This is a genomic window from Streptomyces sp. TRD_SC_5 (genome assembly GCF_056836825.1).
Genome location: NZ_JBWZZS010000001.1, coordinates 3,466,732 through 3,488,433 on the forward strand (window position 1 = coordinate 3,466,732; position 21,702 = coordinate 3,488,433).

The following is a 21,702-nucleotide window of genomic DNA, read 5'->3' on the forward strand; positions in this document are numbered from 1 at the left end:
ACCGCCGTCCGGCCGGCCAACCGGAGAGGAAGCACGGGAAGCGGTGCGGCTCACCATTCCCGTTGCCATGGCTTACATCCCGCTCGGGATAGCCTTCGGCGTTCTCCTCACGGCGAGCGGAATCAACTGGTACTGGGCACCGCTGTCCACCCTGCTCATCTATGCAGGGTCCATTGAGTTCCTCGCAGTCGGATTCATGGTCGCCGGCCTGCCCATCTACCAGGTGGCCTTCACTTCCTTCATCGTCAATTTCCGGCACATCTTCTACGGCCTTTCCTTTCCGGTGGGCAGGCTCCGCACCAAGAGCCAGAAGATCTACGGTGTCTTCGCGCTGACGGATGAGACGTACGGCATCACCACAGCCGGCCCGGGCATGGACCTGACCGGTAGGCAGATCACGATTCTGCAGGTAGTGAGCCACGTCTGGTGGTTCCTCGGGGCGCTGCTCGGCTCGCTGATCGGCCAGGTGATTCCGGACAGCATCGAGGGCTTCGAGTTCGCACTCACCGCGATGTTCTTGACCTTGGCCGTCAACGCGGTGCGCGCCAGCAAGAACCTCAGCCTGGTTGTGCTGGCGCTCGGGACGGGCCTGGTGGCTTTCTTCGTGGACAAGTACCTGGTGCCCGATTCCTTCCTCATCGTCAGTCTGCTGCTGTACGTCGGTGCGGTCAGCATCCAGTACCAGAAGAAGAAGGGAGAGCAGTCGTGATCACAGACGTTTACGCATTCAGTGTCGTCATCGCGATTTCCGTCGTCACCGTGGTGCTTCGGGTGATTCCCTTCCTCGCCATCGGCAAGCTCTCGTCGAGTGGATACCTGAAATACCTGGGCGAAAAGATGCCCACCGGAGTCATGATCCTTCTGGTCGCCTACACGATCAAGGACCAGGATCTGACGGTCTATCCCTATGGCCTTCCGATGCTCGGGGCACTGTGTCTCGCGGGCGGTATGTACTGGAAGACAGACAACTCCCTTCTGTCCATCGGGGGCGGCCTGGCCCTCTACATGACCCTGGTGAATGTGGTGATCTGATGGATACCCACATAGGACCTCGCGCCGCCGTTCTTGTCCTGGAGGACGGTCGCAGTTTCCGCGGCCGTGCCTACGGGGCCGTGGGGGAGACCTTCGGCGAGGCGGTGTTCAACACCGGCATGACCGGTTATCAGGAGACCCTCACCGATCCGTCGTACCACCGTCAGGTCGTCGTCATGACGGCGCCGCACATCGGTAATACCGGCGTGAACGACGAGGACGACGAGTCGAAGAAGATCTGGGTCGCGGGCTATGTCGTACGCGACCCTGCCCGCATCCCGTCGAACTGGCGCTCCCGCCGGCCGCTCGACGCGGAGCTGACCGCCCAGGGCGTTGTGGGCATCAGCGGTATCGACACGCGTGCGCTGACCCGCCACCTGCGTGAGCGAGGCGCGATGCGCGTCGGCATCTTCTCCGGCGAGGCGCTGGCCGACGAGGCGGCGCTACTGGCGAAGGTCCAGGCATCACCGCAGATGAAGGGCGCGAACCTGGCCGCCGAGGTCGCTACGAAGGAGCCGTACGTCGTTCCCGCGATCGGTGAGAAGAAGTTCACCGTTGCGGCGATCGACCTCGGTATCAAGGGCATGACGCCGCACCGGATGGCCGAGCGCGGCATAGAGGTGCACGTCCTTCCCGCGACCGCCACAGCCGAGGACGTGTACGCCGTCAACCCGGACGGCGTGTTCTTCTCCAACGGTCCCGGCGACCCCGCAACCGCCGACGGCCCCGTCTCCGTCATGCGGGCCGTGCTGGAGCGTAGGACGCCGTTGTTCGGTATTTGTTTCGGCAATCAGATTCTGGGCCGTGCGCTCGGGTTCGGTACGTACAAGTTGAAGTACGGGCATCGTGGGATCAATCAGCCCGTGCAGGACCGTACGACCGGCAAGGTCGAGGTCACTGCGCACAATCACGGTTTTGCCGTCGACGCGCCGCTGGACCAGGTTTCCGACACGCCCTTCGGGCGGGCCGAGGTGTCCCATGTGTGCTTGAACGATGACGTGGTGGAGGGTCTTCGGCTGCTCGATCAGCCGGCGTTCAGTGTCCAGTACCACCCCGAGGCGGCGGCGGGCCCGCACGATGCCGCGTATCTCTTCGACCGCTTTGTATCGCTGATGGAGGCCGAGCGTGCCTAAGCGCACCGATATCCAGTCCGTTCTGGTGATCGGCTCCGGTCCGATCGTCATCGGCCAGGCCGCGGAGTTCGATTACTCCGGTACGCAGGCCTGCCGGGTGCTGAAGGCCGAGGGCCTGCGGGTCATTCTGGTCAATTCCAACCCGGCGACGATCATGACTGATCCGGAGATCGCCGATGCCACGTATGTGGAGCCGATCACTCCTGAGTTTGTCGAGAAGATCATCGCCAAGGAGCGTCCCGACGCGCTGCTGCCGACCCTCGGCGGCCAGACCGCGCTCAACACGGCGATCTCCATGCACGAGCAGGGTGTGCTGGAGAAGTACGGCGTGGAGCTGATCGGCGCGAATGTCGAGGCGATCAACAAGGGTGAGGACCGCGAGCTGTTCAAGGGTGTCGTCGAGGCCGTCAAGGCCAAGATCGGTTACGGCGAGTCCGCCCGGTCGGTGATCTGTCACTCGATGGACGACGTCATAGAAGGCGTCGAGACGCTCGGCGGCTACCCGGTGGTCGTGCGCCCCTCGTTCACGATGGGTGGCGCGGGTTCGGGTTTCGCGCACAACGAGGACGAGCTGCGCCGCATTGCCGGGCAGGGTCTGACGCTGTCGCCGACCACCGAGGTGCTTCTGGAGGAGTCGATCCTGGGGTGGAAGGAGTACGAGCTGGAGCTGATGCGCGACAGGAACGACAATGTCGTGGTGGTCTGCTCGATCGAGAACTTCGACCCGATGGGTGTGCACACCGGCGACTCGATCACCGTGGCGCCGGCGATGACGCTGACCGACCGCGAGTACCAGCGGCTGCGCGATGTGGGTATCGCGATCATCCGCGAGGTGGGTGTGGACACCGGCGGCTGCAACATCCAGTTCGCGATCAACCCCGACGACGGGCGGATCATCGTCATCGAGATGAACCCGCGCGTCTCACGTTCGTCGGCGCTGGCGTCGAAGGCGACGGGTTTCCCGATCGCCAAGATCGCCGCCCGTCTGGCTGTGGGCTACACGCTGGATGAGATTCCGAACGACATCACGGAGAAGACTCCGGCGTCGTTCGAGCCCACGCTCGACTACGTCGTCGTGAAGGTGCCGCGTTTCGCGTTCGAGAAGTTCCCGCTCGCCGACGCCACCTTGACGACCACCATGAAGTCGGTCGGTGAGGCGATGGCGATCGGCCGCAACTTCACCGAAGCCCTCCAAAAGGCCCTGCGCTCGCTGGAGAAGACCGGCAGCCAGTTCACGTTCGTGGGCGTGCCCGGCGACAAGGACGAGCTGCTGCGCGAGGCGGTGCGTCCTACCGACGGCCGTATCAACACCGTCATGCAGGCCATCCGGGCCGGCGCGACCCCCGAGGAGGTCTTCGACGCGACGAAGATCGACCCGTGGTTCGTCGACCAGATGTTCCTGATCAAGGAGATTGCCGACGCCTTGGCCGCCGCCGAGCGTCTGGACGTCGACCTGCTCGCGGAGGCGAAGCGGCACGGTTTCTCCGACGCCCAGATCGGCGAGATCCGCGGTCTGCGTGAGGACGTCGTGCGCGAGGTGAGGCATGCGCTGGGGGTGCGTCCGGTCTACAAGACGGTCGACACCTGCGCCGCCGAGTTCGCGGCGAAGACGCCGTACTTCTACTCCTCCTACGACGAGGAGTCCGAGGTCGCGCCGCGCACCAAGCCCGCGGTGATCATTTTGGGTTCGGGTCCCAACCGTATCGGCCAGGGCATCGAGTTCGACTACTCCTGCGTCCACGCCTCCTTCGCGCTCAGCGACGCGGGCTACGAGACCGTGATGGTCAACTGCAACCCGGAGACCGTTTCCACCGACTACGACACCTCCGACCGCCTGTACTTCGAGCCGCTGACCCTCGAGGACGTGCTGGAGATCGTCCACGCCGAGACCCTGGCCGGCCCGGTCGCCGGTGTCATCGTGCAGCTCGGCGGGCAGACACCGCTGGGTCTGGCCCAGGCGCTCAAGGACAACGGGGTCCCGATTGTCGGCACCCCGCCGGAGGCCATCCACGCCGCCGAGGACCGCGGCGCGTTCGGCCGGGTCCTGGCCGAGGCCGGTCTGCCGGCCCCCAAGCACGGCACCGCGACGACGTTCGACGAGGCCAAGGCCATCGCCGACGAGATCGGCTACCCCGTCCTGGTCCGCCCCTCCTACGTGCTCGGCGGACGCGGCATGGAGATCGTCTACGACGAGACCCGCCTGTCCTCCTACATCGCCGAATCCACCGAGATCAGCCCCACCCGCCCGGTCCTGGTCGACCGTTTCCTCGACGACGCGATCGAGATCGACGTCGACGCCCTCTACGACGGCACCGAGCTCTACCTCGGCGGCGTCATGGAACACATCGAGGAAGCCGGCATCCACTCCGGCGACTCCGCCTGCGCCCTGCCCCCGATCACCCTCGGCGGCTTCGACATCAAACGGCTGCGGATCTCCACCGAGGCCATCGCCAAGGGCGTCGGCGTACGCGGACTGATCAACATCCAGTTCGCCATGGCCGGCGACATCCTCTACGTCCTGGAAGCAAACCCCCGCGCCTCCCGCACCGTCCCCTTCACCTCCAAAGCCACCGCCGTCCCGCTCGCCAAGGCCGCCGCCCGCATCTCGCTGGGCGCCACCGTCGCCCAGCTGCGCGCGGAGGGCATGCTCCCGAAGACGGGCGACGGCGGCACGCTGCCGCTGGACGCGCCGATCTCCGTCAAGGAGGCCGTGATGCCGTGGAGCCGCTTCCGCGACATCCACGGGCGCGGTGTGGACACCGTCCTGGGCCCGGAGATGCGCTCCACCGGTGAGGTCATGGGCATCGACTCGGTCTTCGGCACCGCCTACGCCAAGTCACAGGCCGGCGCGTACGGGCCGCTGCCGACCAAGGGCCGGGCGTTCATCTCGGTCGCCAACCGCGACAAACGCTCGATGATCTTCCCGGCCCGGGAACTGGTCGCCCACGGCTTCGAGCTGCTCGCCACCTCCGGCACCGCCGAGGTCCTGCGGCGCAACGGCATCAACGCCACCGTCGTACGCAAGCAGTCCGAGGGCGAAGGCCCGCACGGCGAGAAGACGATCGTGCAGCTCATCCACGACGGTCAGGTCGACCTCATCGTCAACACCCCCTACGGCACCGGCGGCCGCCTCGACGGCTACGAAATCCGCACCGCCGCCGTCGCCCGCAGCGTCCCCTGCCTCACCACGGTCCAGGCCCTCGCCGCCGCCGTCCAAGGCATCGACGCACTGCGCAATCACCGCGGCGGCACGGGATGCGAAGTCCGGTCCCTCCAGGAACACAGTCGGTCCATACGCACGAAAAGCCAGGCCCCCGTACAGGACGAGGACCTGGCCGACACGGACAGTTGGTCAGCTGAGCGCCTGCGCGAAATCGGCGCACAGGTCGTCGATGTGCTCCAGACCGACGGCGACGCGAACCGTGCCCTCGGTGATGCCGATGGCGCGCAGGCCCTCGGCGTCCATGGAGCGGTGCGAGGTCGCGGACGGCTGCTGGACGAGGGTCTTGTAGCCGCCCAGTGACACGGCCCGGTCGACGATCCGCAGCCGCCGGGTGAACTCGATGGTTTCCTTGCGGCCGCCGGCCACGTCTATGGCGAAGACTCCGCCGTAGCCGTTCGGCAGAAGTCGCTGGGCGACATCGTGGCCCGGGTGATCCGTCAGCCCAGGCCAGTGCACCTTGTTCACTCCGGGGTGCTCGGCCAGGAAGCGGGCCAGGGCGTCGGCGTTCTCGTGATGGCGCCGCATCCTCAGACCAAGGGTGCCCAGGCCGCGGAGCGTGAGCCACGCGGCGAACGGGTCGGCGATCGGGCCGGTTTCCAGCGATCGCGACCACACTTGACGGTGAAGCCCGGAGTCGGCGAACACCGCGATCCCGCCGAGTACGTCGCAGTGCCCGGACAGGAACTTGGTCGAGGAGTGCACGACAACGTCGGCCCCCATCGCGATGGGTTGGCAACCGATCGGGGAAGCGAAGGTGTTGTCCACGACGGACACCAGCCCGGCCGCCTTGCCCGCCGCGAAGAAGACCGGCAAGTCGGTGACCTGGGCAGTGGGGTTGGAGAGGGTCTCCAGATACAGCACCTTGGTCGTCGGCCGCACGGCTGCGGCGACTTCCGCCGGGTCCTTGGCGTCGATGTAGGTGGTTTCTATACCGAAGCGCGCGGCGAGGTCCTTGAGCAGGGCGAACGTCCCGCCGTACAGGTGCTTCTGGGCGATGACATGGTCTCCGCCACTGAGCAGGGTGTGCAGCACGGTGTGAATGGCCCCCATGCCGCTCGCTGTCGCCAGCGACGCGGCGCCGCCCTCCAGCGAGGTGACGGCGTTCTCCAGGGCGCGCACGGTGGGGTTGGAGTTGCGCAGATAGGCGAAAGATTCAGGGCTGTTGATGGCCTCGGCCAGCTCCGCCGGGTCGTCGTAGCCGAAGTTCGCGGTCTGATAGAGCGGGACGTTGAGCGGACGCGCTCCGCCGAGATCGGGGATCTCGACATGGATGGCCCTGGTGTCGGGATGAAGTGCGCTGGACATAAGGAATATGCCTTCTCGGTCGGTGATCGGGTTTCTCAGGACGCGGGTCAGCGGGCGGCGCTGAGGGAGAGGAGCTCGTCGATGTCGTATTCGGCGCGGCCCCGGGTGCCGTACCGGGTAAGCCGTCCGCGACTGGCCCATTTGCGGATAGTGGCCTCGGGTACGTCGAGGGCCAGGGCCGCGAGCTGGGTCGGTACGGTACGCCGGGGGCAATGTGCTGACCGTGTCGCCATGTCACGCCACCGCCTTCGCGGCCGGGAGCCATGCGCCGGCAGCAGCACCAGCGGCAGCACGACCTGCTCCGACCAGCCGCAGCCACTGATGCGGCGGCACGTCATGGCCCGACTCACATCTGACCCGGTGCCGTCCGGTGTCCTGCGGACCGGCCGGCTCGGAGTGGACAGTGCTCTCACAGCTGGGTCGCAGACAGCGTCCCAGCGCGGTACGCAGAACCGGCTCCGGGTGGGCGGCTCGGCGCGCGGCGACCGCGACCTCGGTGATCTCGGCCGCGAAGTCGTGGGCGACCGGCCGGCTCAGCAACCAGTCCAGGTTGCCGGCATCGGCGAGGAAGCCGACGAGAGCACGGACGTCACGCTGACGTGGGGACGGGATACGCCGTTCCTGAGCCACCGTGCCTGCCCATGAAGCGAGCACCCGCAGCAGATCGGCACGCGCGGTGACCGCCTCTTCCCGAAGGATGATCCCCACCGCCCGGGACCCGCTGACTCTCTCCCGTAGGCCGCTCCGAGCAGAGGTCAGTGCGTACTCACACTCCTCGTACAGCTCGACAAGGTCGACCAGCTCGTCAGCTGTGATCAGTTGCTGCCGCTCGCTCGAGGCGGCGGAACGCCCGGTCATCCCACTTCTCATGCCGCTCCTCCTCCGGTCGGCCGCACACCGACGGCCCGATGGTGTTCATCGCCCCGGACAACCCCCCAGGACCACAAACACAGCCTCCGGCACGGCCGTAACACCTCCGTATCACCGGCGTATCGGCCCCCAGGCCGCGTGGGGTGAAGCCCCGTGGGCGGGCACCCGCGCCTGGTCGAGGACTTGCGCTCATGCAGCTTCTACAGTGCGTCCACCGCTCTGACCTTCCAGCCTTGCGGAGTACGCACGAGGGTCATCCGGACGCGGTTGAGGTCGAGGCGCGGGCCCGAGACCTGAGTGCTGGTGGTGGCCTGGTTCATGAAGATCAGGACTACGGCCTTGTCCGGGGTGGCCGACACCACCGAGGCCGCCGGGGCGTCGCCGCCCGGTGGCCTGGCGACCGTGGCCTTGACCACTCCGCGGTACTTCTCGGCGGTCGGCGCGACCACGGACTTGGTGGTCTTGCTGTACTGGTCGAGAAAGGGGGCGGTGAGGTGGGCGCGGGCTGCGCGGAAGTCGCGGTCCAGGTGGCGGTAGTCGTACGACAGGATGACCGGGGCCGCCTTGCGGGCCGCTGCGAGCGCGGCCGTGCGTGCCTCGGCCGTGCGCTCGGCCTCTCGGTGCTGCCAACCGAGGGTGGCGGTGGCGGCCGAGCCCAGGAGGGCGAGGACGACGAGTGCCGGAGTCAGCAGGCCGGGGCGGCGGCGGGCCGGCTTGGCGGGTGGCTGGGGGGACGGCTCCTCGGCGGACTCAGCGGATTCAGCAGGCTCAGCAAGCTCAGAAGGCTCGACGGGCTCAGCGGTCTCGCCGGGGCGTCGCGTCCTCTCGGCTCGTTTGGCCGCGGCGCGGGCGGCCGCCGCCACGGAGCGCTGCCGGGGGGCGCCGGTGCCGCCGCGGCCTCGGAGGGTCTGGTTCGCCACGGTGTCTCTCCTCATGGGGGGTGCGGAGTGAAGTTCTACGGAGTGCGTCAGCCGACGAATTCGACGTTCGACGTCAGCCACCGTCCGTCCTCGTGGACCAGGTCCAGCTGAAGGCGGTAGTTGCGGGACGTGCCCTGCGGAGCCGCGACGTTGGTGACCTTGCTGTCGGCCACCACCAGGACACGGGCGGTGCGTTCGTCCGCGCTCGCGATGCCCGCCTCGAGGATCTGGCCTTCGGACACCGACTTGTTGTCGGCGACGATCTTCGTCAGCTTCTCGGTCTGGGCCGAGAACTGCTTCTCGAAGTCGCCGGTCGCGCCCTTCAGTACGTTCGCGCTGTCCCGGTCGTAGCGCCGGTAGTCGAGCGAGGTGAAGTTGAGCGCCGACTGGCGGGCGGCGACCAGGATGTCCTGGTGCCGCCGCTCCGTCGTGTGCCGTTCGTACACCTGGACGCCCAGCCAGCCGGACGAGGCCGTCAGTACGGCGGCCACGGCAGCCAGTACCGCCACGGCGCGCGGGTGGCGCAGGGGCCGTACCGCGCGGATCAGGAGTACGCGGGTCAGGAGTACGCGGGTCATGCCATGGGTCCCACCAGCAGCCATTGCCAGGAGTCCTTTCCGAAGAGGCTCTGTGCTCCGCCCGTGGAGCCGATCTGTACGGGCCTTCCGTCCGGGCCGCTCGCGGCGCCCGTCCCGGGGTCGTAAGCGGTTACGTGCGACGCCCGGCCGGAAGTCCCGCCCGCGCCCGGGGCGTTCTGGGCTCCCCGGACCGAGGTGTCGCCGCCGCGCGGGGCCGTGCACCTGGCGCCGGTGTTGGCCGGGCGGTCCGTGGTGTCGGCGGGGTCGCGGCGCTGGGTGTCGTAGCCCTGGCGGCACGGCGGGGGATCGTCGGCGTTGGTGACCATGCCGAAGTGGGTGGTGCCGTCGCCGGGGAGGACCGTGTAGCTGCCCGAGACCACCACGGGGAACGTGACCAGCATCTGCTCGACGCCCGGCAGGCGGGCCAGGGTGACCTGGCCGCCGCTGATCAGGTTGCCCAGCAGGACCGGGAGGTGGTTCCGGTTGTCCTTCAGGAGCGCGTCCACTTGGCGCGAAGCCGTGGTGCCGCTGTCCATCAGGGCCCGGATGTCCCCGTCGCTGGTCTTCAACTGGGCGGTGAGCGACGCCAGATCGCGGGAGAAGGACTTGATCGCCGAGCCCTGGTCGGCCTGCGTCTTCAGGACCTTCCGGGAGTCCTCGATCAGCGCGATCGTCTGGGGGAGGGAATCGGAGGCCGACTCGATCAGGGCGTTGCCCGAGTCCACCAGCCGGCTCAGATGCGGGCCGGTGCCGGCGAACGCCTTGCCCAGTTCGTCGACCGTAATCCGCAGGTCCTGCTTGTCCACCGAGGTGACCAGCCGGTCCAGGCTGAGGATCAGCTCGGTGGTGGGTACGGGTACCCGGGTGTTCCGGCGCGGGATGGTGCTGCCGTCCCGTAGGCCGGGCCCGTCACCGGAGCGCGGCTGGAGGTCGACGTACTGTTCGCCGACGGCCGAGCGGTTCGCCACCACGGCCAGGCTGTCCGCCGGGATGGCCGGGGCGTCCTCCAGGTCCAGCGCCACCGACACGCCGCCGGCCCCGGTCAGCCGCAGCTCGCCGACGCGGCCCACGGGCACCCCCCGGTAGGTGACCTCGGCGCCGGAATAAATACCCCCGGAATCGGCGAACTCGGCCCGTACGGTGTAGCCGCGGTCCAGGACGCGGTCGACCAGGCCGGTGTACTGGACGCCGACGTACGACACCCCGAGCGCGGTGACGATCGCGAAGGCGAGCAGCTGGAGCCTGACCATGCGGGTGATCACGGCATCATCCCCTTCATCAGCAGTTCCGCGAGGGCCACGTCGACACCGCGCGGAAAGCCGCTCCCGGAACCGAAAGAATTTCCGCTGTACGAAACGTGGGTGCCGGTGCACAGCGGCAGGCAGCCCAGGTCACCGTCGCCGGCCCCCGGTGGGTCCGCAGGGTCGGAAGGGGCCGGAGGTACCGGCGGGGCCGAAGGCGAGTCCGGGAGGCCCGGTGTGTCCGGCAGCCGGGGTGTTTCGGGGAGTCCGGGAACCTCGGGGAGGTCGGGGCTGGGCACCCCGGGAAGTTCGGGCTTCCCCGGCTTCGCCTGATCGCCCGGCTTCTTCGGGTCGTCGGCGAGGTTCCCGTAGATGCTCTCCAGGTCGAGATCGGCGGTGACCTTGAGATTGACGTAGTCACCCTTGATCGCGTCCACCACGTTGCGCGGGAACGGGTACGTCGTCAGCAGTTCCAGGGAGTTCGGGAGGTCGGCGCCCGCCTTGTTCAGCTGCTGGAGGATCGGCTGGAGCCGGCGGAGGTTGGCGACCATGTCGTCCCGTGACGCATTGATCACCTGGGTGCCTGTCTTGCCCAGCTTCGACAGCGAAGTGAGCATCTTGGTCAGCTTGGTCCGCTGGTCGGCCAGCACCTTCAGCGCGGGCGGCATGGTGGTGATGGCCCGGCCGATCGTCTTCTTCTCCTCGGCGAGGGTCTTGGAGAGCTTGTCGATGCCCTCCAGCGCGCGGACGATCTCCTTCTTCTGCTGGTCGAGCCCGCCGACAAAGGTGTCCAGCTCCGTGAGCAGCGACTTGACCCGGTCCTCGCGGCCGTCCAGGGCCTTGTTCAGCTCCACCGTGATGGTCTTGAGCTGAGCGACCCCGCCGCCGTTGAGCAGAGCGGACAGGGCCGCCAGCACCTCCTCGATCTCCGGGTTGCGTCCACTGCGGGACAGCGGGATCTTCGCGCCGTCGGCGAGCCTGCCGACCGGCTCGGTGTCCGTCGGTGCCGACAGCGCGACGTACTTCTCACCGAGCATGCTGGTCTGCCGCAGCCCGGCGATCGCGTTGCCGGGGAGCTTGACCGAGTCGTCGACGCGCAGCCGCACCCGGGCGTGCCAGCCGTCCAGTTCGACCTTCTCGACGGCGCCGACGGTGACGTTGTTGACCTTCACCGTGGACTGCGGGACAAGGTCGAGGACGTCCTGGAACTCGACCGTGACCCGGTAGCTGTTGCCGTCCGCGGCGGCCCCGCCCGGCAGGGGTACGTCGTACAGCCCGTTGAATTCGCAGCCGGTGAGGAGCAATGAACCGGCGGCCGCCCACAGGGCCGCTTTCCGTGGAGCTCTCATGTACGGGCCTCCAGGATTCCGCCGAGTGTCTTGTCGGTCGAGCCCGTGGAGCCCGTCGGCACCGCTCCGGTGACCGCGTCGGCCTCGGGCAGCTCGGGCAGGGAGTCGAACAGTTTCTTCAGGTCCCGGCAGTCGGCCGTCTTCCCGGCCGTCTCCCCGGTCGTCTTCAGCAGGGAGCAGAGCAGGGAGGCCGGGTCCTGGTGGAGCTGTTCGGCGTTGTTACGGGTGTCGAGCGTGCCGGATTCGGGGTTGTAGGCGTTCTGGAGGTTGGACAGACCGGCCGGCGCCACTTCGAGCAGCTCCTCCAGAGCGGCGCGCTGGGTGACCAGCACGCTGGTCACCTTGCTGAGACCCTTCACATTTGCGGTCAGTGCCTTCTTGTTGTTCTTCACGAAGTCCGTCACATCGGCGAGCGCCGCCGCCAGGTGCTTGATCGCCGCGGCGAGGTCCTTGCGCTCCCCCGCCAGCTGATCGGCCACCTTGGCCAGGCTGTTGTTGAACGCCCGGACGCTCGAATCGTCGGCCGCCAGCACAGCCGTGAACTCCTGAAGGTTCTCCACCGTCCCGAAGAGATCCTGCCGGCCGTCCGACAGAGTGGTTACGGCCTGCGAGAGGTCCTCGACCGTCCGGTGCAGCTTCCCGCCCTGCCCCTGGAGGTTGTCCGCGCTGACCGCCAGGAGCCGGGACAGCGAACCGTCCTTGTTGGCGCCCCTGGGACCGAGCGCCTCCCCCGTCGTACGCAGGCTGTCGAAGACGCGGTCGAGCTCCACCGGCACGGCTGTCCGCTGCTCGGGGATCACGTCGTCGGTCTCCATCGCCGGGCCGGAACGGTAGACGGGGAGCAGCTGGAGGTAACGGTCACTGACCACCGAGGAGTTGATGATCGCCGCCTTGGCGTCCGCCGGCACCTTGTACTCATCGGCGTACTCCAGCTCGACACGCACCCGGCCGCCCTGCGGCGTGATCTTCTTGACCTCGCCGATCCGGACGCCGAGCACGCGTACGTCGGACCCCGGATAGATGCCGACCGTACGCGGGAAGTACGCCGTCACCCGGACCGACGGTGACTTGGACAGGTGGACGAAGGCCAGGACGGCGGTGACCACGAGCACGGTGGCGAGCGCGATGCGGCGTACGGCTTTGATGCGGTCGGTCGTCATCGTGACCCTCCCGTCCGTGGTTCCACCGGTGTCGGGGCGACCAGGTTCTGGATGTAGCTGTCGAACCAGCGCCCGTTTCCAAGGGTGTTGGTGAAGACCCGGGTATAGGGCGCCAGCAGCTTGACGCTGCGGTCGAGGCTGGCCTGGTTGCGTTCCAGCATCCTCACCACGGTGTTCAGGCGGGTGAGCGCGGGCCCGATCGCCTCCCGGTTGTCCTCGACCAGGCCGGACAGCTGAATGCCGAGGGCGACGGAGCTCTTGAGCAGCGCGTGGATGACCTGGCGCCGGGCGTGGATCTCCTCGAACAGCTTGTCGCCGTCCTTGACCAGCTTGCTGAACTCGCCCTTCCTCTTGGCGAGCACACCGGTGACGCCGTTGGCATGGTCGAGGAGTTCGCGCAGCGCCTGGTCGCGGGAGGACACGGTCCGGGAGATCTTCGACAGTCCCGCGATGGACGCCTTCACCTCGTCGGGGGCGTCCTCGAAGGTGGCGGAGAGGGTGTCCAGGGCTGTGGCCAGCTGCTTCTTGTCGACCTTCTCGGTGGTGGTGGTGAGGTCGCTGAAGGCCTCCACCACGTCGTACGCCGGGACCGTGCGGCTCAGCGGGATCTCGCTGCCCGGCTCGAGCAGCCCGGAGCCCTTCGGCTCCAGCGCGAGGTACTTCGCGCCCAGGATCGTCTTGACGCGGATGGACGCACCGGTCCGCGTCCCGAACTCCGGGTCCCCCTTCACCCGGAAGGTGACCTTGACGTGGCCGCCGTCCAGACCGACGTCGTCGACCTTGCCGACCTTGACGCCGGCGATCCGTACCTCGTCGCCCGGCTTGAGCCCGCCGGCCTCGGAGAATGCCGCGCTGTACTTCTCGCCACTGCCGACCAGCGGCAGGTCCTGGACGTTGAACGCGGCGGCGATCAAGAGCCCGATCGTGGTGAGGCCGACGGCGCCGATCACCACGGGATTGCGTTCACGGAAGGGAATCAACGGCCGCACCTCGCTCGCGCCACATGGAGCTCCGGCGTAATGACCTCGGAGGACTTCGGCAGCACGATCCGGCCGTCGAAGTCGCACAGATAGAAGTTGAACCAGGAGCCGTAGGAGGCGGTGCCGGTCAGCTTGTTGAGTTTCTTCGGCAGCCTCTTCAAGACGCCCTCCACGGTCTTCTCGTGGTCGTTCAGCGTTCCGGTCAGCTCACCGAGCTCAGCGATGTCGGTCTTCAGCGGCGGGCGGGAGTCCTTGAGAAGGCCCGAGGTGGCTTCCGCGAGGCCGTTGATGCCCGCCAGCGATTCCCCGATGGGCTTACGGTCGGCCGACAGCCCCGAGATCAGCCGTTGCAGTTGCGAGATCAGGTCGGAGAAACGCGTGCTGCGCTTGTCCACCGTCTTGAGAACGGTGTTGAGGTTGTCGATCACCGAACCGATCAGCTTGTCGCGTTCGGCCAGCGTCGTGGTGAGCGATGCGGTGTGCGCGAGCAGGCTGCGGACCGTACCGCCTTCGCCCTGGAGGGTCTTGACGATCTCGGTCGCGAGCTGGTTCACGTCCTTGGGGCTCAGCGCGGCGAACAGCGGCTTGAAGCCGTTCAGCAGCGCGTTGAGATCGAGCGCGGGCTCGGTACGGGAGAGTGGGATGCGCCCACCGGGCCGCAGGCGCGTCGCGTCCCCCGTGCCCTCCATCAGCGCGATGTACCGCTGCCCGATCAGGCTCCGGTAGCGGATGGCGGCACGGGTACTGGTGAGCAGCGGCCGGTCGCGGGAGACGGTGAAGGTGACCTCGGCCAGCGTCCGGTCCTTGATCTCGATGCTGTCGACCTCACCGACGCGCACCCCCGCGACCCGGATGTCGTCGCCCTCCTCCAGGCTCGTGACATCGCTGAATACGGCGGCGTACGTCTCCTTGGGGGTGAAGGAGAGGTTGACGATGGTCGCCGCGAGCACGGCGGTCGCGACCACGGTCACCACCGCGAAGATGCCGAGCTTGATCAGCTGGGGAGCTGTCGTTCTGGCGTTCGTACGGCTCATACGACGCTCACCGCCGTTCCCCGTGCCAGCGGACCGAAGAGCAGCGTCGTGACCGCCGGGACCTCGTCGGCGGGCACACCCATGGCCGGGGCCACGAGCGAGGCGACGGCGTTCTGTTCGGCCGGCGTTCCGGACACGGCGTCGCGTGGCGGGTGTGACGCCGACGTGCCGTCGTTGAGTTTGGTCGGTGGTGCGGGAACGTGGGGGTGGGGCAGACCTCTGCAGTTGGGGCCGGAGCGGTCGGCATAGCGCGGTTCCTCGCCGGGTCGGTAGGAGGGACGTTGGGGGACGAATTCGAGGGTGATGCGCATCTTTCCGCCGCTGAACGCCCGTTCGGACTCCTCTTCCTGCCGCACCAGCCCGGCCAGCAGGCACGGGTACTCCGGTGAGTAGCGGGCGAAGAGGGCCAGCGTGGGACGGGAGACGCGGCCCAGGGTGATGAGCCGGGCGGAGTTCTCGTCGAGTACGCCCTCGGTGGTGTCCGCGGCGGTGGCGGTCCAGGTGAGGACCGACGCGAGCTGGTCCTCCTGCTCGACAAGGGTCCGGCTGGTGGTGAGGGTGTTGCGCAGCACCCGCAGCAGGTCGGGGGCGGCCTCGCCGTACACCTCGGCCACATCGGCGAACCGGGAGATGTCCTTCTGGAGGGACGGCATGTGCGGGTTGAGCCGGCGCAGGTACTTCTCGAGGCGGACGAGGTTGTCGCCGATCTTGTCGCCGCGCCCTTCGAGCGCGGTCGAGAAGGCGGACAGGGTGGCGTTCAGCTTCGCGGGCTGGACGGTGCGCAGCAGCGGCAGCAGGTCGTTCATCAGCTGCTGGAGTTCGATGCCGACCGTGGTGCGGTCCTGGGTGATGACGTCACCGGCGCGGATGTGCCGCGCCGAAGACTTCCCGGGCTCCACCAGGTCGACGTACTTCTCGCCGAACAACGTCTTGGGCAGCAGCCGCGCGTGGACGTCGGCCGGGATGAGCCGGACGTGCTCCGGCTTCAGCGCGATGCCGAGGGTCGCCTTCTCGCCGTCGGCCCGCACCTCGCGGACCTCGCCGACCAGCAGGCCGCGCAGCTTGACGTCGGCGCGCGGCTCCAGCTGGTTGCCGAGGGTGTCAGCCTCCAGGGTGATGCGTACGACGGAGGTGAAGACCTGCTGGTAGACGGCGACTGTCAGGGACAGCAGCAGGGCGATCACCGCTATGAAGACAATTCCGTACAGGCGGAGTTGGGTGCTTTTGCGCATCGGCCGCTCTACCCCGCTATCCGTACGGTCGTGTTGGCGCCCCAGATGGCCAGGCTGAGGAAGAAGTCGAGGATGTTGATGGCGACGATGGAGGTACGTACGCCCCGGCCGACCGCGACACCGACACCGGCCGGGCCGCCGCTCGCGTAATAGCCGTAGTAGCAGTGCACCAGGATGATCACGACGGCGAAGACGATCACCTTGCCGAAGGACCACAGCACGTCGACCGGTGGCAGGTACTGCTGGAAGTAGTGGTCGTACGTTCCGGTGGACTGCCCGTAGTAGCCGGTGGTGATGGTGCGGGCGGCGTAATAGGAGGACAGCAGCCCGACGACGTACAGCGGGATCACGGCGACGAAGCCGGCGATCATGCGGGTGGTGACCAGGAACGGCAGCGACGGTACGCCCATCACCTCCAGCGCGTCGGTCTCCTCGCTGATGCGCATCGCGCCGAGCTGGGCGGTGAAGCCGGCGCCGACTGTCGCGGACAGCGCGAGGCCCGCTACGAGGGGGGCGATCTCGCGGGTGTTGAAGTACGCGGAGAGGAACGCCACGAAGTTGGACGTGCCGAGCTGGTTGAGGGCGGCGTAACCCTGGAGTCCGACCTCGGTGCCGGTGAAGAAGGAGAGGAAGGCGATGACGCCGACCGTGCCGCCGACGACCGCCAGCGCGCCGCGGCCGAAGCTCACCTCGGCCAGCAGGCGCAGCACTTCCTTCTTGTAGCGGCGGAGCGTTCGGCCCGTCCAGGCGATTGAACGGCCGTAGAAGACCATCTGGGTGCCCAGCTCCTCCAGGGAGCGCAGTGGGCGGTCGAGAAGTCGTGGCACAACTAACCTCTCTGCGGGACGAGTTGGAAGTACACAGCGGTCATCACGAAGTTCGTCACGAACAGCAACATGAAGGTGATGACCACGGACTGGTTCACGGCGTCACCGACACCCTTGGGTCCGCCCTTGGCGTTGAGGCCCTTGTACGAGGCGACGATCGCGGCGATGGCGCCGAAGACCAGCGCCTTCAGCTCGGCCGCCCACAGGTCGGACAGCTGGGCGAGGGTGGTGAAGGAGGCCAGGTAGGCGCCGGGGGTGCCGTTCTGCATGACGACGTTGAAGAAGTAGCCGCCGGCCACTCCGACGACGGACACCAGGCCGTTGAGCAGGACCGCCACGAGCATCGTGGCCAGTACGCGGGGGACGACGAGGCGGTGGATCGGGTCGATGCCGAGTACCTGCATCGCGTCGATCTCCTCGCGGATCTTGCGCGCCCCGAGGTCCGCGCAGATCGCGGTGCCGCCCGCCCCGGCGATGAGCAGCGCCGTGACGATGGGGGACGCCTCACGCAGTACGGCGAGCACGGAGGCGGCGCCGGAGAACGACTGGGCGCCGAGCTGCCGGGTCAGGCTGCCGATCTGGAGCGCGATGACGGCACCGAAGGGGATGGAGACGAGGGCGGTGGGGAGGATGGTGACGCTGGCGATGAACCAGGCCTGCTGGATGAACTCCCTGAGCTGGAAGGGGCGTCGGGGGAGGGTTCTGAGGACGTCCAGGGCCATGGCGAAGAGGCTGCCGGAGTGTTTCAGCGCTCCTGTGGGGGAGAAGCTCATGCGTCCGTGGCCTCCTTCGGGTCCGGCTTCGGGTCCGGCTTCGGGTCCGGGTCCGGCTTCGGGTCCGGCTTCGGCTTGTGGTGTTTCGCCTCGCGCTCGGCGATCGCCTGCCAGCGGGGCGGGCGGGTGACTCCGGGGCTGGGGAGCAGGCGGGGGGTCATGGGCGCTGCGGACGCTTCCCCGTCACCTGCGCTCCCGTCGGTGCCCAGCTCGGCGAGCTCCTGCTCGACCTGGGCGGCGTCCTTCTCCTCCGCCATGCCGATCGGGCCCTGCATGCGACCGTTGAGGAACTGCCGTACCACCGGCTCGTCGCTGGTGAGCAGCTCATGGCGAGGGCCGAACATCACCAGCTCGCGCCGGAAGAGCAGCCCTATGTTGTCGGGGACCAGTCGGGCCGAGGCGATGTCGTGGGTGACGATCAGGAAGGTCGCGTCGATCTGCGCGTTCAGGTCGACGATCAGCTGGTTGAGATAGGCGACCCGCACCGGGTCGAGCCCCGAGTCCGGCTCGTCGAACAGGATGATCTCCGGGTCGAGCACCAGCGCCCGCGCCAGTCCTGCCCGCTTTCGCATACCGCCGGATATCTCGCCGGGCAGCTTGTCCTCGGCGCCGATCAGACCGACCATGTCCATCTTTTCGAGGACGATCCGTCTGACTTCGCTCTCCGGTTTGCGGGTGTGCTCGCGCAGAGGGAAGGCGATGTTGTCGTACAGGCTCATCGACCCGAAAAGCGCGCCGTCCTGAAACAGCACACCGAAGAGCTTGCGCACGTCGTAGAGATCGCGCTCGCGGAGCTTGGTGATGTCCTGCCCGGCGATCGTGATCGATCCCCGCTCCGGTTTGAGCAGTCCCACGAGGGTCTTGAGGAACACCGACTTTCCCGTACCCGAGGGGCCGAGCATGACGGATACCTCCCCGGCGGGCAGCGTCAGCGACACGTCCTGCCAGATGACCTGGTGGCCGAAGGATTTCGTCAACCCTTCCACACAGATCTCGACACCCATCCGGTTCACCCTTCAGCGGGGAGCAGCTCTGACATCTGCTCTACGGAGAAGGGCGGCGGGTCCGTCGCGGAGAAGGCGAAGATTTTTTACGAGGCGGAAATCAGGGGCGTACGTCGGTGTGCGGGGCGCCGGTGTACGGCGGATCGCGGGGGCTTCGGGGTCGGTGCCGCGCCGGGGCGTCTCCTCGGGCGTCGAACCTTTCCGGTACTGCGTTGGTTCATTCGCGGTGGTTGCGTTCAACGCCCTGCGGGGAGCGCCCCGGCACGTCCCCTCCTGGCACCGTCGACTGCTGGGCGGACACGGCGGACGGGAGCGGGAGCGGGAGCGCGGGCACGGTGGGAGCGGGTGCGGACGGGAGCGTCGGCGTCGGCACGGTGGGAGCGGGCACGGCCGGGAGCGTCGGCACGGTGGGAGCGGGCACGGCCGGCAGCGTTGGTGAGACCTTCGGCAGCTCGACCTCCGGCGTCGGAACCTCCGGCAACACCGTCGGGAGCGGGAGGGTGGTGGGTGACGTCTTCTCGCTGTTCCGGGGGCGGAGTCCTGAGCCGGGCGAGGGCGGGGCGGTCGAGGCGGCCGTCGGCAGCTCGTGGGCGGACACGTCCACCGCCTCCTCCGCCGGCTCCGACGTGGCGGGCCGCGTGGGGCGCGGCGTACCCGGCTCGTACGAGTAGGGGATCGCCAGGCACACCACGGCCAGCGTCGCTGCTGCGGAGGCCGCGGCCAGGGCGGGAGCGTGTCCGCCGTCGCGGCCGCGCCCGATCAGCCACAGGCCGAGCGCCAGCGTGCCGGCCAGCGAGTTGCGGAGCGTACGCCGGGCCCTGGCCAGCAGTGACTCGACCGCCTCGTAACTGAGATCCATCTCGCGGGCGATCTGCCCGATGTCCCGGTCCTCCGACTTCAGTCGGAGTGCCTCCGCCTGGCGGGCGGGCAGTTCCTTGCTCTGGTACGCCACCCACCTGGCCTCCGCCCGGTCGCACACCGCCTCCTCGACCGGGACAGGGCCGGGGGCGGTGAGCGTCCGGGTGCCGGACACCTGTGCCTCCCGGTGGACCTGCCGGTACCGGTCGACGCACAGGCGCATGGTCACCGTCGTCAGCCAGGCCCCCATCCGCGCTTCGTCGAGGTGCGCGTTCTGCGCGCCGCGCAGCATCGCCTCCTGTACGGCGTCCTCGGCGTCCTCGGCGCTCATGGACCTGCGGCGGGCCACCTTGAGCAGTTGCTCGCGGTGGCCCCACATCCGCTGCCACCGCAGATGGGCCGCTTCGTCACCCGGTCGCGCCAGGTGAGCAGGGTGCCTGTCCGTCGCCATGAAGCCCCTCCTCGCGCTCACGTGTGATGGCCGGGAGGTTACCGCCCGGTATCCGGAGTTGTGGAGGGGTGACGCGGGAGCGAGTCCTAACCGTTGCCGGTCAGCGTCCCGCCGTCCGGAAGGACTCCGTCAGTCGGCAGCCCTGTGCCGGGGGCGGTGGCCAGAGGCGGCGCGGGCCTCATCCCGCCGACCGGGCGGTCCGACGGCGCGGGTTTCGGCGTGGGTTTCGGCGTGGGTTTCTGGGTGGGTTTCGGCGTGGGTGTCGGGGACGGCGGCGGAGACGCCGGCCGGGCGGGCGCCGCGCCGGTACGCGGGCGCGGGGCGTCCGGCTCGGGCTGCGCAGTGCCGGACGAGTTCGGCTTCGTACCGGAACCCTTGGCGCTCAGGCCCGGCACCACCCGGTGGCCGTCCCTGAAGTAGCCGTACCAGGACAGAACGACACGAACGTACTCCCGGGAATGGTTGTAGGAGAGGATCGCGCGGTCGAGGTCCTGTGGCCGCGAGAGATCACGCCCGCCCGCGCACAGGTAACGGCCCGCCGAGAGCGCCGCGTCGTAGACGTTGTGGGGGTCCGCGCCGCCGTCGCCGTTGCCGTCGGCGCCCCACCTGGCCCAGGTCGACGGGATGAACTGCATCGGGCCGACGGCGTGGTCGTACGAGCTGTCGCCGTCGTACGCGCCGCCGTCGGTGTCCCGGATCCGGGCGAAACCGCGGCCGTTCAGCTGCGGTCCGACGATGGGGGTGTACGTCGTACCGGCCGCGTCCACCCGTCCGCCCCGCGCCTGACCGGACTCCACCTGGCCGATCGCGGCAAGCAACTCCCAGCGCAGTTCGCATCCCGGGGCACTCCGCGCGAGCGCGGCCTCCGCCTTCCGGTACGCGCCGAGGACCGCGCCGGGTACCGCCGCACGGTCGACCGCCACCACGGGACCGGCGCCCGAGGACGACTGTGCGGGCGAACCGGACAAGTAGCGCACCACGAGCGGGGGCAGTTCGCGATAATAGTGCCTATCGCCTGAAATGCCCTGCGCCGGCGATGCGTTGTCGCTCTCGGGGGCGGCAACCCGTGCCGCCGTGCCCGCCGCCTGCGAACCGGTCAGCGCCACCATGGCCGCCGCCGCGACCGCCGTCCCCGTAACACCTCTGCGCATCCGTCCAGCCATACGTCAGAACCCTCCCCATCCCGCTGCCGCCCCGAAGGGCGCGGACACTGTCACCTGTCTCTACGGGGAGGGGTGGCCGGTCCGTCGCGGAAGTCCGGCCGTTACCGGGACATTCGGCCGCGTGGCCGAAAACCGATACCGAATCGCAGGTTTGGGAAGCGTTTCGCGTACTCGCGTGAGGCAAGCAGGGAGGGCATGAACCGTCCCCATGAGCCCCTGCCCGTAAACGACGCCTACACCCCCTATCCCCCCAACCCGGACGCCCACAGGCGCAATCCGGACGGCACCGGAGCGAACCGGGCAGCCGTGGTCATCCACACGATCGCGGACATCGCCGCAGGCTTTCTGGCCCTCTGGGTCCTGCTGTACCTGCTCGACGCAAATCAGGGCAATGTCTTCGTCGGCTTTGTGCACGGCGTGGCGGACTGGCTCGCCGGCTGGTCCCAGGACATCTTCACCATGGAGACCGAAAGCCTGCGGGTTTTCCTGAATTACGGCCTTCCCGCAGTGATTTACCTTCTGCTCGGTCACGGAATCGCCGCCCGGATACGCCGCCTCTGACCGAATTC

Annotated in this window: 20 protein-coding genes and 1 pseudogene; 5 read left to right on the plus strand and 16 right to left on the minus strand. The window is 68.3% G+C overall.

Annotated elements, in window-relative coordinates; translation table 11 throughout:
• Nucleotides 1–67: 67 nt before the first annotated feature.
• The 4 genes and pseudogenes from AC1P0E_RS16080 to carB form a co-directional block, all read left to right on the plus strand.
• Nucleotides 68–709, plus strand: a complete 642-nt coding sequence (locus AC1P0E_RS16080; RefSeq protein WP_482742848.1) for an AzlC family ABC transporter permease — start codon at nucleotides 68–70, stop codon at nucleotides 707–709.
• The gene (locus tag AC1P0E_RS16085; RefSeq protein WP_482742849.1) at nucleotides 706–1,032 is read left to right on the plus strand and encodes a branched-chain amino acid transporter permease; all 327 of its coding nucleotides are present in this window, start codon (nucleotides 706–708) and stop codon (nucleotides 1,030–1,032) included. The genes AC1P0E_RS16080 and AC1P0E_RS16085 overlap by 4 nt, the downstream gene beginning before the upstream one ends.
• On the plus strand, nucleotides 1,032–2,165 hold the full coding sequence (gene carA / locus AC1P0E_RS16090; RefSeq protein ID WP_482742850.1) for a glutamine-hydrolyzing carbamoyl-phosphate synthase small subunit: 1,134 nt from the start codon (nucleotides 1,032–1,034) through the stop codon (nucleotides 2,163–2,165). Before AC1P0E_RS16085 ends, carA begins: the two co-directional genes overlap by 1 nt.
• Nucleotides 2,158–5,460: pseudogene (gene carB, locus AC1P0E_RS16095) on the plus strand (carbamoyl-phosphate synthase large subunit); the annotation flags it as partial. The gene carA and the pseudogene carB, both read left to right, overlap by 8 nt.
• A gap of 57 nt (nucleotides 5,461–5,517) precedes the next feature.
• On the opposite strand, the gene AC1P0E_RS16100 reads toward carB, so the two are convergent.
• The 16 genes from AC1P0E_RS16100 to AC1P0E_RS16175 all read right to left on the minus strand — a co-directional run bounded on the left by AC1P0E_RS16100 (nucleotide 5,518) and on the right by AC1P0E_RS16175 (nucleotide 21,121).
• Nucleotides 5,518–6,693, minus strand: coding sequence for a trans-sulfuration enzyme family protein (locus tag AC1P0E_RS16100; RefSeq protein WP_482742851.1), 1,176 nt, complete (start codon nucleotides 6,691–6,693; stop codon nucleotides 5,518–5,520).
• A 47-nt stretch (nucleotides 6,694–6,740) separates the two neighbouring features.
• Complete coding sequence (locus AC1P0E_RS16105) at nucleotides 6,741–6,926, minus strand: hypothetical protein (RefSeq protein ID WP_482742852.1); 186 nt, start codon at nucleotides 6,924–6,926, stop codon at nucleotides 6,741–6,743.
• A 1-nt stretch (nucleotide 6,927) separates the two neighbouring features.
• The gene (locus AC1P0E_RS16110) at nucleotides 6,928–7,563 is read right to left on the minus strand and encodes an OvmZ protein (protein ID WP_482742853.1); all 636 of its coding nucleotides are present in this window, start codon (nucleotides 7,561–7,563) and stop codon (nucleotides 6,928–6,930) included.
• Between the two features lie 200 nt (nucleotides 7,564–7,763).
• A complete protein-coding gene (locus AC1P0E_RS16115; RefSeq protein WP_482742854.1) occupies nucleotides 7,764–8,483 on the minus strand; it encodes a hypothetical protein in 720 nt (239 codons plus the stop codon).
• Between the two features lie 47 nt (nucleotides 8,484–8,530).
• Complete coding sequence (locus AC1P0E_RS16120; protein WP_482742855.1) at nucleotides 8,531–9,061, minus strand: hypothetical protein; 531 nt, start codon at nucleotides 9,059–9,061, stop codon at nucleotides 8,531–8,533.
• A complete protein-coding gene (locus AC1P0E_RS16125; protein WP_482742856.1) occupies nucleotides 9,058–10,323 on the minus strand; it encodes an MCE family protein in 1,266 nt (421 codons plus the stop codon). Before AC1P0E_RS16125 ends, AC1P0E_RS16120 begins: the two co-directional genes overlap by 4 nt.
• Nucleotides 10,320–11,651, minus strand: coding sequence for an MCE family protein (locus AC1P0E_RS16130; RefSeq protein ID WP_482742857.1), 1,332 nt, complete (start codon nucleotides 11,649–11,651; stop codon nucleotides 10,320–10,322). Before AC1P0E_RS16130 ends, AC1P0E_RS16125 begins: the two co-directional genes overlap by 4 nt.
• Nucleotides 11,648–12,811, minus strand: coding sequence for an MCE family protein (locus AC1P0E_RS16135; protein ID WP_482742858.1), 1,164 nt, complete (start codon nucleotides 12,809–12,811; stop codon nucleotides 11,648–11,650). The genes AC1P0E_RS16130 and AC1P0E_RS16135 overlap by 4 nt, the downstream gene beginning before the upstream one ends.
• A complete protein-coding gene (locus AC1P0E_RS16140) occupies nucleotides 12,808–13,791 on the minus strand; it encodes an MCE family protein (RefSeq protein WP_482742859.1) in 984 nt (327 codons plus the stop codon). Before AC1P0E_RS16140 ends, AC1P0E_RS16135 begins: the two co-directional genes overlap by 4 nt.
• Nucleotides 13,788–14,825, minus strand: coding sequence for an MCE family protein (locus AC1P0E_RS16145; protein WP_482742860.1), 1,038 nt, complete (start codon nucleotides 14,823–14,825; stop codon nucleotides 13,788–13,790). Before AC1P0E_RS16145 ends, AC1P0E_RS16140 begins: the two co-directional genes overlap by 4 nt.
• On the minus strand, nucleotides 14,822–16,057 hold the full coding sequence (locus AC1P0E_RS16150; protein ID WP_482742861.1) for an MCE family protein: 1,236 nt from the start codon (nucleotides 16,055–16,057) through the stop codon (nucleotides 14,822–14,824). Before AC1P0E_RS16150 ends, AC1P0E_RS16145 begins: the two co-directional genes overlap by 4 nt.
• Before the next feature lie 8 nt (nucleotides 16,058–16,065).
• On the minus strand, nucleotides 16,066–16,830 hold the full coding sequence (locus tag AC1P0E_RS16155; RefSeq protein WP_482745775.1) for an ABC transporter permease: 765 nt from the start codon (nucleotides 16,828–16,830) through the stop codon (nucleotides 16,066–16,068).
• Between the two features lie 56 nt (nucleotides 16,831–16,886).
• Nucleotides 16,887–17,657, minus strand: a complete 771-nt coding sequence (locus tag AC1P0E_RS16160) for an MlaE family ABC transporter permease (protein WP_482742862.1) — start codon at nucleotides 17,655–17,657, stop codon at nucleotides 16,887–16,889.
• Nucleotides 17,654–18,661, minus strand: coding sequence for an ABC transporter ATP-binding protein (locus AC1P0E_RS16165; RefSeq protein ID WP_482742863.1), 1,008 nt, complete (start codon nucleotides 18,659–18,661; stop codon nucleotides 17,654–17,656). Before AC1P0E_RS16165 ends, AC1P0E_RS16160 begins: the two co-directional genes overlap by 4 nt.
• A 217-nt stretch (nucleotides 18,662–18,878) precedes the next feature.
• Complete coding sequence (locus tag AC1P0E_RS16170; RefSeq protein ID WP_482742864.1) at nucleotides 18,879–19,970, minus strand: RNA polymerase sigma factor; 1,092 nt, start codon at nucleotides 19,968–19,970, stop codon at nucleotides 18,879–18,881.
• Nucleotides 19,971–20,056: 86 nt separating this feature from the next.
• Nucleotides 20,057–21,121 carry a lytic transglycosylase domain-containing protein gene (locus AC1P0E_RS16175; protein ID WP_482742865.1) on the minus strand — a complete coding sequence of 355 codons (1,065 nt, stop codon included), beginning with the start codon at nucleotides 21,119–21,121 and terminating at the stop codon, nucleotides 20,057–20,059.
• A gap of 207 nt (nucleotides 21,122–21,328) precedes the next feature.
• Between AC1P0E_RS16175 and AC1P0E_RS16180 the strand changes: the two genes are divergently transcribed.
• Nucleotides 21,329–21,694 (plus strand): hypothetical protein, encoded by a 366-nt coding sequence (locus AC1P0E_RS16180; protein ID WP_482742866.1) that lies wholly within the window; start codon nucleotides 21,329–21,331, stop codon nucleotides 21,692–21,694.
• Nucleotides 21,695–21,702 lie beyond the last annotated feature (8 nt).